This window comes from Jeongeupia naejangsanensis, from assembly GCF_016865585.1.
Lineage (GTDB): Bacteria > Pseudomonadota > Gammaproteobacteria > Burkholderiales > Chitinibacteraceae > Jeongeupia > Jeongeupia naejangsanensis.
The window spans coordinates 652,901-665,347 of the sequence record NZ_JAESND010000001.1; the positions used below are offsets into that span (position 1 = coordinate 652,901).

Below are 12,447 nucleotides of genomic sequence, written 5' to 3' on the forward strand. Positions count from 1 at the left end.
CGGCGCGGGCCGATCAGCCCTGATTGCGCATGAAATCGGCGGTCTTGTAGAACGCCTCTTCGAGGTGCTCGCGCAAGGCCGCGTCCATCGGCGTCTGCTCCATCGCCTGAAACATGCACAGCAGCCACTGGTCACGTTCGGACTCGCCGATCGCAAACGGCATGTGCCGGCCACGCAGTCGCGGATGACCGTACTTCTCGATGAAGCGTTGCGGCCCTCCAAGCCAGCCCGACAGGAAGTCGAAGAACTTGTCGCGGATCAGCGCGGTATCCGGTGCATGCATTGCGTGGATGCCGGCCGCGCGCGGATCGGTCGCCATGATGTCGTAGAAGCGGTCGACCAGCTGGCGCAGCACGACGTCACCACCGAGCAGCTGGTAAGGCGTCATTTCCTGGAGTTCGCTCATGCCTGCACCTTGACCGGTCGGACACAAGCAGCGGCCTGTTTGGCGCGTTCGCGCGCAGTGTCGATATCGGTTGCGGAGGCCACCGCCACGCCCATGCGGCGGCGCGCAAATGCTTCCGGCTTGCCGAAGAGGCGCAGGTCAGCGCCCGGCACAGCCAAGGCATCGGCAACACCGTCGAAGGCGATGCCGGTCTCGTCCATTGCGCCGTAAATCACCGCACTCGCCGCCGGCTCGCGCAGGCTGGCGTCGACGGGCAGCTTGAGGATGGCGCGGGCATGCAGTTCGAACTCGGAAAAACGCTGGCTCGCCAGCGTCACCAGACCGGTGTCGTGCGGGCGCGGGCTCACTTCGGAGAACCACACCGTATCTCCCTTGACGAACAGCTCGACGCCGAACAGGCCGCGGCCACCGAGATTGTCGGTGACGGCCTTGGCGATCTCGCGCGAACGTTCGAGCGCGACCGGGCTCATCGGCTGTGGCTGCCAGCTCTCGACGTAATCGCCCTTGACCTGCACGTGGCCGATCGGCGCGCAGAACTGCGTTTCGACCTCGTCCGAAGCGCCGACCGCGCGCACCGTCAGCAGGGTAATCTCGTAATCGAAATCGATGAAACCTTCGACGATCACCTTGCCGGCGTCGACGCGACCGCCGCTGGCTGCGTAATCCCAGGCCACACGCAGATCTTCCGGCCCCTTGAGCGTCGACTGGCCCTTGCCCGACGACGACATTACCGGTTTGACGAGACACGGATAGCCGATCTCGCCGACCGCCGCAGCCATCTCGTCGAAACTCGCGGCAAAGCGGTACGGCGACGTCGGCAGGCCGAGTGTTTCAGCCGCAAGGCGGCGGATGCCCTCGCGGTTCATCGTCAGGTTGGCCGCGCGCGCGGTCGGAATCACCTCGGCCAGTCTGTCAGCCTCGATCCGCAGCAGTTCGTCGGTGGCAATCGCCTCGATTTCAGGCACGATCAGATGGGGCCGTTCGGCTTCGACCAGCGCCCGCAACGCAGCCGGGTCGGCCATGTTGATCACGTGGCTGCGATGCGCGACCTGCATGCCCGGCGCGTTCGGGTAGCGATCGACGCCGATCACTTCAACGCCGAGGCGCTGCAGCGCAATGATGACTTCCTTTCCGAGCTCGCCGCAGCCGAGCAGCATGACTCTGGTGGCCGATGCAGACAATGGGGTACCCAGACGCATGGATGCATTCCTCGTGTTGAATATCGGGCCGATGGTATCACGCGGCTTTGCCGCCCCAGCCGGCCCAAAAAGCAAACAGGCCGGGAAAACCGGCCTGTTTGCAGCATCGACGCGACCGGTTTACTCGGTCAGGTAGGGATAGGACTTCTGCGGCACGTTCGATTCGGCGGCGCGCTCGCGCTCGTCGAGGTTGATCGGCGCCTTGTCCCACAGCAGCGCACGGCCTTCGGTCTGGCCCTTGGCCACATCCGGATGGTCCTTCAGGTAGCCCTGCATGAACTGGGTGTATTCGGAAACGTACTGGGTATTCTTGAACATGGTCGGCTGATCCGTGCAGCAGTATCGTGGTTTTGCGGTGATTATACCGCCAATGCCGCCAGCTCGGGGAGCACGGCCGCATGCAGCGTCGCATTGGCCGCAGCCAGCACGCAACCTTCGCTGTGACGGTGCAGCGGCCGCCCCTGCCAGTCGGTCATGCGCCCACCTGCCGCATTGATCACCGGCGCCAGCGCGGCAAAATCATGCAGTTTCAGGCCCTCTTCGACCACCAACTGCAGCCAGCCACTGGCGAGCTGCGCGTAAAGGTAACCGTCGCCACCGTAGATCTGGTAACGGCTGCGCTTGGCCAGCGATTCGAACACCGGACGCGCCCTTGGCAGGTATTCCGGGCCGGTGGTGCCGATGATGGCCCCTGCCAGCCCCTTAACATCGCTACTACTCACCGGCTGACCGTTCAAGGTCGTCGGCACACCCTCACCGCCAAGCCAACGGTCGGCGGTAATCGGCTGGTTGATCACGCCGAAGACAGGCTCGCCGCGATACATCAGACCGATCAGCGTGACGAACAGCGGCCGACCGACCGTGAACGATTTGGTGCCGTCGACCGGGTCGAGCACCCAGACCCAGTCTGCGTCGGCATTCTGCTCGCCAAATTCCTCGCCGATGATGCCGTCCTGCGGTCGCCTTGCCTCGATCAGTGCCCGCATGGCCTTCTCGGCTTCACGATCCGCCTGGGTCACCGGGCTGTCATCGTCCTTGTCGACGATGGCGAAATCGCTGCGGTAGTAACGGCGGATCACCTCGGCACTGGCATCGGCAAGTGCATGCGCCAGCGCAAGCTGGTCGGCGGACGGCATCGGCATCTGTGAACCCCTAATCATCTGGACGACCGGCAGACTACCACGCACCCTGCTAGGGCTCTACCTCGCCACGATGACATTCGGACAATTTCATTAATGAGAATTATTATTCTTATTGCAATTGAACAATAATGATTCCCAATATATTCGGATATACGTGCAAACAAATAATTAGAAATCCAATCAGATGAGGATAAAATAAACCCAGAAATAAGAAATGGAGAATCACGATGCAAGGCGACAAGAAAGTCATCAAGACGCTGAATGGCGTTCTGGGCAACGAACTGGTGGCGATCAACCAGTATTTCCTGCACGCACGCATGTATCGCAACTGGGGGTACAAGGTGCTGAACGATCGCGCCTACCACGAGTCGATCGATGCCATGAAGCGTGCCGACAAGCTGATCGAACGCATTCTCTTTCTCGAAGGCCTGCCCAACCTGCAGCAGCTCGGCAAGCTGCTGATCGGCGAAATCGTGCCGGAAATGCTCGACTGCGATCACAAGCTGGTCACCGGCCATCTCAAGACGCTGCGGGAAGCCATCGCGCTCTGTGAGGAAAGCCAGGACTACGTCTCCCGTGACTTGCTCGAAAACCTGCTCGAGGACGAAGAGGAATATCTGGACTGGCTGGATACCCAGGCCGAACTGCGGACCTCGCTGGGACTGCAAAACTATCTGCAATCGCAAGTCGGCGAATAAGAACGGAGAACCACCATGCAAGGCAACACCAAGGTCATCACGGCCCTGAACGAGCTGCTCGCAGCCGAACTCACATCCATCGACCAGTACTTCGTTCACAGCCAGATGTACGACAACTGGGGCTACACCAAGCTGTTTGTGCGCATCGATCACGAACGCGGCGACGAAATCGGCCATGCAACCAGGCTGATCGCGCGCATCCTCTTTCTTGGCGGCACACCCAACGTTGCTGCGCGTACCGCGCTGCGCATCGGTGGCGATGTCCCGGCCATGCTGAAAAACGATCTGATCACGGAGATCGAGGTTGCCGAAGCGCTGAAGAAAGTCATCGCATTGTGCGAATCGGTTCAGGACTACGTCACCCGCGGCATGCTGGTGCAGTTGCTCGATGACACCGAGCAGGATCATGCTCACTGGCTCGAACAGCAACTCGGCCTGATCGAGGCGCTCGGCCTGCCGAACTATCTGCAGCTGCAGGCCAGCTGATCCGCTTGACCCGCAGAAACGACAACGGGGCGCCCATGGGCGCCCCGTTGTCGTTCAATTCACGATGCTTCAAGCGGCGGCCAGCCCACCGAACGACGGGACGGCATGCTCTTCGCGGGCATGCTGGTGGATCGCCTCTTTCAATACCTGCTTGGCACAGCCGGCACATTTGCCACAGCACGTAGCCACTTCCGTTTCGTGCTTGAGTTCCTTGAACGTACGTACACCCCGCATCACGGCGCGGTGAATGTCTTTGTCGGTAACGCTGTTGCAGACGCAAACGTACATGAGGGCGAAGTCAAATATTGATAAGCATTCTCATTATGCTTACTCCCCTTCGCCCGTGCAAGCGTGGAAAAGCTCGCATCGGCCTCAACCGATAAACGGCATCAGTGCCCGTGGCCGCACAACCGCGCGTGGCCTGCATCGGCGATGCCTTTGTCGCAGCCGCGAATGCGCTCCCAGATTTTCTCGTGATAGTGGTAGGCAACCGTGTTGACCATCGGCTCGATCAAGGCCAGCAGGCTGGCCACACCGAAACTGCCCGTCAGTGCATACGCAACCGCAAAAGCAACCGAGAAGTGCGTGGCGGCAAAGGTCATCGTCTTGATCATGGCTGGCTCCTTTTTTACAAATGATAATCGTTATCAAATATAAAACCAGCCAATTGTTGCTATCGCAGCCATAGCCCCCAAAGAAAAACCCCGCTACGGGGCGGGGTTTGGGGGAGCAACGGACCGTATCAGCCGTTGAACGGGTGGCGCAACACGATGGTTTCTTCGCGGTCCGGTCCAGTCGAAATCATGTCGACCGGCGCTTCACAGATCGCCTCGATCCGCTTCAGATAGGCCTGCGCGTTTGCCGGCAGGTCCTCATAGCGCTTGATGCCGACGGTCGAATCGCTCCAGCCCGGCATTTCCTCGTAAACCGGCTCGCAACGCGCGATGTTCTCGGCACCGATCGGCAGGATGTCGACAAACTTGCCGTCGAGCTTGTAGCCGGTGCAGAGATTGATCGTCTCGATACCGTCCATCACATCGAGCTTGGTTACGCACAGACCCGACACGCCGTTGATCTGGATCGAACGCTTGAGTGCAGCGGCATCGAACCAGCCGCAGCGACGCGGGCGGCCGGTGACCGAACCGAACTCGTTGCCACGCTCTGCCAGACCGGCGCCAACGTCATCGAACAGCTCGGTCGGGAACGGACCCGAACCGACGCGGGTCGTGTAGGCCTTCACGATACCGAGAACGTACTGCAGCATCTGTGGTGCCACGCCTGCGCCCGGGGCAGCCGCACCGGCGACACAGTTGCTCGAAGTCACGAACGGGTAAGTGCCGTGATCGATATCAAGCAGCGTGCCTTGCGCACCTTCGAACAGCAGCGGCGAACCCGCCTTGTTCAGTTCGTACAGTTCGCGCGAGACATCGGCCATCATCGGCTTGATGCGTTCTGCGTAGGCCAGCGTTTCATCGTGAACGCGCTGGAAGTCCAGCGGCTCGGCCTTGAAGTACTGCTTGAGCGCAAAGTTGTACCAGTCAAGGTTTTCCAGCAGCTTGGCAGCAAAACGCTCCGGGTAGTACAGATCCTGCAGACGGATCGAGCGACGCGCGATCTTGTCCTCGTACGCCGGGCCGATACCACGACCGGTAGTACCGATCTTCTTGTCGCCCTTGGCCGCTTCGCGCGCCTGATCGATCGCGATGTGATACGGCAGGATCAGCGGGCATGCCTCGGAAATCTTCAGGCGGTTGACCACATCAACGCCAGCAGCCTCGAGCTCGTCGATTTCCTTCAGCAGCGCTTCCGGCGAAATCACCACGCCATTGCCGATAAAGCAGGCTTTGCCTGCGTGCAGGATGCCCGACGGAATCAGGCGCAGCACCGTTTTCTTGCCGCCGACCCACAGCGTGTGCCCAGCGTTGTGACCGCCTTGAAAGCGCACCACGCCCTGTGCCTGGTCCGTCAGCCAGTCAACGATCTTGCCCTTGCCTTCATCGCCCCACTGGGTGCCGATCACCACCACATTTCTGCTCATGCCTAACCTCGATCCAATCAAATGTAAATTGCAAACGGTATGCGCGGCGGGCAGCCGCGCGCCGAATTATGCCTGGCCGTCGAAACCGACGACCTGCCAACCATCCTTACCCTCAACCAGCCGGCGATCGACCCGCACCTCGCCGGCAACGACGCCGAGATCAACGACAACAGTCTCCCCTTGCGTTCGTAGCGCACGAATCGCGGCGATCAGCCTCGGATCGTCGCCCGCCGGCGCCAGGATGCCGGGTGCGGCATCCGGAAACGGCAAGCGCGTCAGTGCGCGAACATCGAGGCTGAAGCCGGTCGCTGCACGCGCCCGGCCGAATTTTTCCCCAACGCGATCGTAGCGACCGCCACGCGCAAGCGCGTTTGCAAAACCGGGGGTGTAGGCTGCAAAGACCAGCCCGGTGTGATAATCGCTACTCTTGACCTCGGCGAGGTCGAAACGCACCGAGATCCGGCGCGCCGCCAGCGCGGTCGCCAATGCCTGCAGCGCATCAAGCGCCTCGCCAATACCGGCAACCGGTGGCAATGCAGCGCGTGCGCGCGCCAGCGTTTCCGAGCCGCCATACAGCGAAGGCAATGCACACAGTCCCAAAGCAAGCGCCTTCGGCAAATCAGCGGTCAGCGTCTGCAGCGTCGGCACATCCTTTTGCTGCAGCGCAGAGAATGCCTGTTCGCGGCGCTCGCCATGCAGGGACGCGGCATCGGCCAGTGCGTGGAAAAGGCCAATATGACCGATGTCCAGCCGGACGTCCTCAAGACCCGCGATACCCAGGCAGGCAAACAGCAATTCGATGATTTCGACATCGGCGGCGACACTGGCGCTGCCGTAGATTTCAGCACCGATCTGCCGTGGTTCGCGCGTCGACTGAATGCCGTCCGGCCTCGTATTGACCACCGAGCCTGCATAGCACAGCCGGGTCACACCCTTGCGGTTGAGGATATGCGCATCGATCCGGGCGACCTGCGGCGTAATGTCGGCACGCAGGCCCATCTGCCGTCCGGTCAGCTCGTCGACGAGCTTGAACGTCTTGAGATTCAGGGCCGGATCGTCAAGCAGGAACAGCGATTCGACATACTCGACCAAGGGCGGCATCACCAGCTCGTAGCCGTAGCAACCGAACAAATCGAGCATGCCGCGACGCATGGTCTCGACCTGCCGCGCCTCGCGCGGCAGAACGTCGGAAATGTGTTCCGGGAGAATCCAGTTTCTCATGCTTCCATTCAAACCAAAGGCCCGCCGGCAGAGCCGGTCGGGCACCATCAAATCCATCACAACGCCAGTCAGCGCGCTACCAGTGCCAGCAGCATGCCTCCGAGCAACGAAACCAAACCGAAAATCCGGATCTGCCGGTCGGGCAGACCGGCGATCCGCAGCATATTGCGCTTCCAGAACGCCGGCATTGCAAACGGCAGCAGGCCTTCGATCACCATGACCAAGGCCAGCGCCAATGCCAGCGTTTCGATCACTTGCCGCCGCCGCGCGGATTCTTCATGTACTTGAAGAAATCCGAACTCGGGTCGACAACCAGCACATCGCTCTTCTTGCTGAAGCTCTGCTTGTACGCGTCAAGACTCTTGTAAAACGCGTAGAACTCGGGATTCTTGCCGTAGGCAGCGGAATAGATCCCCGCGGCCTTGCCGTCACCTTCACCCTTGAGTTGCTGGGCCTGATTGTACGCGTCCGCCATGATGACTTCGCGCTGCTTGTCGGCATCGGCCTTGATCTTCTCGGCATCGGCCGAACCCTCGGCACGCAGCTGGTTCGCTACGGCCTTGCGCTCGGACTGCATCCGCTCGTACACCGAAGCCAAGGTACTGTCCTCGAGTTCGACACGTTTGACACGAACGTCAACCACGCGCACGCCAATCCGTGCTGCGTCGGCGTCGGCAACCTTGCGCACATACGCCATGACTTCTTCGCGCTTGCCGGAAATCACGTCCTGCACGGTGCGCTTGCCGAACTCGTCGCGCAGCATGTTGTTGACCGTGTTGCGCAGCCGGTCGACCGCCTTGCGCTCGTCAAGACCAACCGCCTTGTAATAGCGCTCAACGTCCACGATCTGCCACTTGATGTAGCTGTCGACCTTGACGTTCATCTTTTCGATCGTCTGCACCCGAGCCGGCTGGTTTTCGTCAATCGTCTGGATACGCTTGTCGAAATAGCGGACGTCCTGCAGCAGCGGAATCTTGAAATGGATACCCGGCTCGCTGATGACACGCTTGGCCTCGGAAAACTGGAACACCACGGCAAACTGTCGCTGGTCAACGGTAAAGAACGTTGTACTCAGTACGAACAGCGCGACCAGAATCAAAGCCAGCGTTGGCAAAATACGGTTCATGTTCTTCTCCCCTTATCGACCGTAACGCTCGCCGCGATCATTCGCGCGCGGCGCGGGCGCCGGGGCCGGTGCGGCCTCGGCTACCGGTTTGGCAGCCTCGCCGGTTGCGGCCGGCGCGGAGGAAGAAGACATCTGCATCAGCTTGTCGAGCGGAAGGTACAGCAGATTGCTGCCGGACTTCTGATCGACGAGAACCTTGGTGGTGTTCTGGTACATCTGTTGCATTGCATCCAGGTACATCCGGTCACGCGTGACCTGCGGCGCCTTGGCGTATTCGGTAGCGACCTGGGTAAAGCGCGATGCATCACCTTCGGCGCGCGCCACGACCTGCTGCTTGTAGCCTTCAGCCTCCTGCACCAGTCGCGCTGCCATACCGCTGGCCTTCGGAATTACGTCGTTGGCGTAGGCAGTGCCTTCGTTGATGAGTCTGGCCTTGTCCTGCCGCGCCTTGACCGCATCGGCAAATGCAGCCTGCACCTGCTCCGGTGGCTGCACATCGGAGATATTGACCCGCGCAATCGCGATGCCGGTGGCGTAACGATTGAGCAGATCCTGCATCAGCTCCTTCGTATCTTCACCGATCTTGCCACGTCCCTCGTTGAGTACGTAGTCGACCTTGTTCTTGCCAACCACCTCGCGGATCGCGGTCTCGGCAGCCTGTTTGACCAGGTCCTTGCCGTCCTTGTCACTGCGTCGGTTGTTGAAGACGAAATCTTTTGCCGACTTCAGCGTGTACTGAACTTCGAGCTGGACGTCGATGATGTTCTGGTCACCGGTCAGCATGACCGCTTCGTCCGCCGACTTGCCTTCGGCGCGCGCGCCGACGTCAAGGCTGCGGATTTCGGTGACATTCACCAGCTCGCGACTTTCGACCGGCCAAGGCAGGTGCCAGTGCAGGCCGGAGTTCTCGACCGTTTCGACGTAGCGACCAAAGCGCATGATCACGGCGTCTTCACGCTCGTCGACCACGTAGAAACCGGAAGCGCCCCAGAGCACCAGAAGCACGGCGACGATTGCGCCAATGCCGGTCATACCACCACGGCCGCTCAATTGCGGACGCGGCCCCTGACCATTACCGCCACCGAAGAATCGGGACAGCTTGCCCGTCAGGTTGCGGATCATTTCGTCGAGATCAGGCGGGCCATCCTTGCGGCGGCCGCCCCATTGCGGGTCGTTTTGGCTCATTATCGTTAGTTATCCTCGCTGGGTTGGCTCATGAGATCGACCAAAGCCGAACGGAGCAGGTCCAAGCCATTCCCGCGCATGGCACTCAGACGCACGGCCTGAATCTTACCATACTCGTTCAGCAGGACAGCTGGCTCGCCCCCCTTCAGGTCGATCTTGTTCCAGACCATCAATTGCGGAATCCGTTCCGCACCAATTTCCTGCAAAACCTCATTGACAGCATCCACCTGCGCATCGCGCAGTGGATGATTCACGTCGACCACGTGCAGCAACAGATCAGCCTCGATCGTCTCCTCCAGAGTAGCCCGAAACGCGGCAACCAGCGTATGCGGCAGACTCCGAATGAATCCAACCGTATCCGAAAGCACAAGCGAGTGTTCTGCATCCAGAAACAGCTTGCGCGAGGTGGTATCGAGCGTCGCAAACAACTGGTCTGCCGCGTAAATCCTGGCCTTGGTCAGCGCGTTGAACAGCGTGGACTTGCCTGCATTGGTGTAGCCGACAATCGATACTGTGAACTGGCCACGCCGCATGCGGGCGCGCCGTTGCGTCGCGCGCTGCTTTTGTACCGTGGCAAGCTGGTCCTTGAGCCGTTTGACACGAATGCCGATCAAGCGGCGGTCGGTTTCAAGCTGCGTTTCCCCCGGGCCACGCAAGCCAATCCCGCCCTTCTGGCGCTCAAGGTGAGTCCAGCCGCGAATCAGCCGTGTCTGGATGTGCGCGAGCTGCGCAAGCTCGACCTGCAGCTTGCCTTCGGCGGTTCGTGCACGCTGGGCGAAAATATCGAGGATCAGCGTCGTCCGATCAATCACCCGGCACTGCATGACGCGCTCGAGGTTGCGCTCCTGCGCCGGCGACAACTGGTGATTGAAAATCACCAGTGGCGCCTCGTGTGCGCGCACGACTTCGGCAATTTCCTGCGCTTTGCCACTGCCGGCAAAGTACGCCGGATCCGGCCGGGCACGCTTGCCCTCTACGATGTGCAACGGCGTAACGCCGGCGCTTTCGACCAGCTGGACGAATTCGTCGACGCCATCGCGGTAGTCCGGCTCGCCAAAATCCAGACAAACCAAGACGGCCGAATCACCGCCCTTGTGACGTTCAAACATGCCTATCTTTTTTCAGGGGTACACCGACCCAAACAAGTGAAAACCCCGAAAGGCGGTTGCCTGTCGGGGTTGAGGGTGCGAGCAAAACGCTCAAGCTTCGCCAACAGGGGCTGCGGCAGCTTGCGGATTGTCGTGCGGAATCGAAACCGGGCGCGACGGCACCACGGTGGAAATCGCGTGCTTGTACACCATCTGGGTCACATTGTTGCGAAGCAACACGACATACTGGTCAAACGACTCGATCTGGCCTTGCAGTTTGATGCCGTTGACGAGGTAGATGTAAACGGGAACGTGCTCTTTGCGCAGGATGTTCAGGAACGGGTCTTGCAGCATTTGCCCCTTGGCACTCATTGTTGTTCTCCGATGTGTTTGTTATTGGTCGTGATGGTCAAACGGGGTAACTTCTTACGCTTATAGTACAGAACTTGGCGAGCCGCCACCATGCTGCGGAGCAGCAATCAGAACTTGCTGCGTGGCTTCGGCTTCGGGCCCGGCTTCTTGTTCTTGTCGTCGTAAGGATTGGCGCCACGCTTGAATTGCACCCGCAATGGCGTGCCTTGCAGCTTGAAAACCTTCATGAAGCTGCGCTCCAGATAGCGCCAGTAAGAGTCTGGCACATGATCCAGCGCATTACCGTGAACAATCACCACCGGCGGGTTGGAACCACCCTGATGCGCATAGCGCATCTTCGGTCGAACCTTACCGGCCAGCGGCGGCTGCTGACGCTCGATCATCATCTGCAAAGCATTGGTCAGCTTCGGGGTCGGAATCTTGATCATCGCGGCGGTATACGCCTGATCGATCGACTTGAACAGCTCGCCGACCCCCTGCCCGCCCAGCGCCGAGATGTAATGGAACTTGGCAAAATCGAGGAAGGACAGCTTGCGGTCGATCTCGCGCTTGATCCGGTCGCGCTGCTCGGCGTTCGCGGCTTCCCACTTGTTGACGGCAACGACCAGTGCACGGCCGGTTTCCATCACGAAGCTCGCAACGCGGGCATCCTGATCCGACACTTCCTGCATTGCGTCGAGCACCAGCACGGCCACGTTGGCGTCTTCGATCGCCTGCATGGTCTTGATGACCGAGAACTTCTCGATCATTTCGGTGACCTTGCCGCGCTTGCGCACGCCAGCGGTGTCGATGATCGTGTACGGCGAGCCATTGCGCTCGAAGTCGATATAGACCGAATCGCGCGTGGTCCCCGGCTGATCGAACGCGATCACGCGCTCCTCGCCCAGCACGGCGTTCACCAGCGTGCTCTTGCCGACGTTCGGACGACCGACCACGGCAAACTTCGGGTGCGTCGACTCTTCGTCATCGACCGGCACTTCGAAACCGTCGAGGATTTCGTTGATCAGGTCACGTACGCCTTCGCCGTGGCTGGCAGAAATCGCGACCGGGTCACCAAGACCCAGCTCGTAGAAGTCCGCGGTAACGACCGCGCGCTGCATGCCCTCGACCTTGTTGACCGCAACCCAGACCGGGCGGTCGACCTGGCGCAGCCGCTGCGCAATGATCTTGTCCTGCGGCGTGATGCCGACACGGCCGTCGACGATGAAGACGATGGCATCGGCTTCGTCAACGGCTTGCAGCGTCTGCCGCGCCATTTCGAACATGATGCCTTCGTCGACGACCGGCTCGAAACCGCCGGTATCGACAACAAAGTACGGTTTCTCACCGACGCGCCCGTGACCGTAGTGGCGGTCGCGGGTCAGACCCGGCTGATCGGCGACGAGCGCATCGCGCGTCTTGGTCAGTCGGTTGAAGAGCGTGGACTTGCCTACATTCGGCCGGCCCACGAGGGCAATCGTCGGTTTCATTGATATGGTTCTTACGT

At 60.4% G+C, this 12,447-nt stretch carries 16 protein-coding genes; 2 read left to right on the forward strand and 14 right to left on the reverse strand.

What is annotated here, in order from left to right:
* Window positions 1-13: 13 nt before the first annotated feature.
* From JMJ54_RS03185 to JMJ54_RS03200, 4 genes are all read right to left on the reverse strand, one after another.
* Complete coding sequence (locus JMJ54_RS03185; protein WP_203536488.1) at window positions 14-406, reverse strand: group II truncated hemoglobin; 393 nt, start codon at window positions 404-406, stop codon at window positions 14-16.
* A complete protein-coding gene (purT, locus tag JMJ54_RS03190; protein WP_203536489.1) occupies window positions 403-1,605 on the reverse strand; it encodes a formate-dependent phosphoribosylglycinamide formyltransferase in 1,203 nt (400 codons plus the stop codon). The genes JMJ54_RS03185 and purT overlap by 4 nt, the downstream gene beginning before the upstream one ends.
* A gap of 120 nt (window positions 1,606-1,725) precedes the next feature.
* A complete protein-coding gene (locus JMJ54_RS03195) occupies window positions 1,726-1,923 on the reverse strand; it encodes a DUF3460 family protein (RefSeq protein ID WP_189460290.1) in 198 nt (65 codons plus the stop codon).
* A 41-nt stretch (window positions 1,924-1,964) separates the two neighbouring features.
* Entirely contained in the window at window positions 1,965-2,747 is a 783-nt protein-coding gene (locus JMJ54_RS03200; protein ID WP_203536490.1) for an inositol monophosphatase family protein, read from the reverse strand.
* A 227-nt stretch (window positions 2,748-2,974) separates the two neighbouring features.
* Here JMJ54_RS03200 and bfr (JMJ54_RS03205) point away from each other — a divergent pair, with 227 nt between their 5' ends.
* Window positions 2,975-3,445 (forward strand): bacterioferritin, encoded by a 471-nt coding sequence (bfr, locus tag JMJ54_RS03205; RefSeq protein ID WP_203536491.1) that lies wholly within the window; start codon window positions 2,975-2,977, stop codon window positions 3,443-3,445.
* Window positions 3,446-3,460: 15 nt separating this feature from the next.
* Window positions 3,461-3,931 (forward strand): bacterioferritin, encoded by a 471-nt coding sequence (gene bfr / locus JMJ54_RS03210; RefSeq protein ID WP_203536492.1) that lies wholly within the window; start codon window positions 3,461-3,463, stop codon window positions 3,929-3,931.
* A 69-nt stretch (window positions 3,932-4,000) separates the two neighbouring features.
* Here bfr (JMJ54_RS03210) and JMJ54_RS03215 read toward each other — a convergent pair whose 3' ends face one another.
* From JMJ54_RS03215 to der, 10 genes are all read right to left on the reverse strand, one after another.
* Window positions 4,001-4,219, reverse strand: coding sequence for a bacterioferritin-associated ferredoxin (locus tag JMJ54_RS03215; RefSeq protein WP_203536493.1), 219 nt, complete (start codon window positions 4,217-4,219; stop codon window positions 4,001-4,003).
* A 101-nt stretch (window positions 4,220-4,320) separates the two neighbouring features.
* The gene (locus JMJ54_RS03220; RefSeq protein WP_203536494.1) at window positions 4,321-4,545 is read right to left on the reverse strand and encodes a DUF2061 domain-containing protein; all 225 of its coding nucleotides are present in this window, start codon (window positions 4,543-4,545) and stop codon (window positions 4,321-4,323) included.
* 128 nt (window positions 4,546-4,673) lie between these two features.
* Entirely contained in the window at window positions 4,674-5,969 is a 1,296-nt protein-coding gene (locus JMJ54_RS03225; protein ID WP_203536495.1) for an adenylosuccinate synthase, read from the reverse strand.
* Between the two features lie 66 nt (window positions 5,970-6,035).
* Entirely contained in the window at window positions 6,036-7,190 is a 1,155-nt protein-coding gene (locus JMJ54_RS03230; protein ID WP_203536496.1) for an ATP phosphoribosyltransferase regulatory subunit, read from the reverse strand.
* Window positions 7,191-7,258: 68 nt separating this feature from the next.
* Complete coding sequence (locus JMJ54_RS03235; protein ID WP_203536497.1) at window positions 7,259-7,444, reverse strand: DUF2065 domain-containing protein; 186 nt, start codon at window positions 7,442-7,444, stop codon at window positions 7,259-7,261.
* On the reverse strand, window positions 7,441-8,316 hold the full coding sequence (gene hflC, locus JMJ54_RS03240; RefSeq protein WP_203536498.1) for a protease modulator HflC: 876 nt from the start codon (window positions 8,314-8,316) through the stop codon (window positions 7,441-7,443). Before hflC ends, JMJ54_RS03235 begins: the two co-directional genes overlap by 4 nt.
* A gap of 12 nt (window positions 8,317-8,328) precedes the next feature.
* Window positions 8,329-9,501 (reverse strand): FtsH protease activity modulator HflK, encoded by a 1,173-nt coding sequence (gene hflK / locus JMJ54_RS03245; RefSeq protein ID WP_203536499.1) that lies wholly within the window; start codon window positions 9,499-9,501, stop codon window positions 8,329-8,331.
* 5 nt (window positions 9,502-9,506) lie between these two features.
* Window positions 9,507-10,610 carry a ribosome rescue GTPase HflX gene (gene hflX, locus JMJ54_RS03250; protein WP_203536500.1) on the reverse strand — a complete coding sequence of 368 codons (1,104 nt, stop codon included), beginning with the start codon at window positions 10,608-10,610 and terminating at the stop codon, window positions 9,507-9,509.
* A 90-nt stretch (window positions 10,611-10,700) separates the two neighbouring features.
* Entirely contained in the window at window positions 10,701-10,961 is a 261-nt protein-coding gene (gene hfq / locus JMJ54_RS03255) for an RNA chaperone Hfq (protein WP_203536501.1), read from the reverse strand.
* Between the two features lie 107 nt (window positions 10,962-11,068).
* Window positions 11,069-12,430 carry a ribosome biogenesis GTPase Der gene (gene der, locus JMJ54_RS03260; RefSeq protein ID WP_203536502.1) on the reverse strand — a complete coding sequence of 454 codons (1,362 nt, stop codon included), beginning with the start codon at window positions 12,428-12,430 and terminating at the stop codon, window positions 11,069-11,071.
* Window positions 12,431-12,447: the final 17 nt, after the last annotated feature.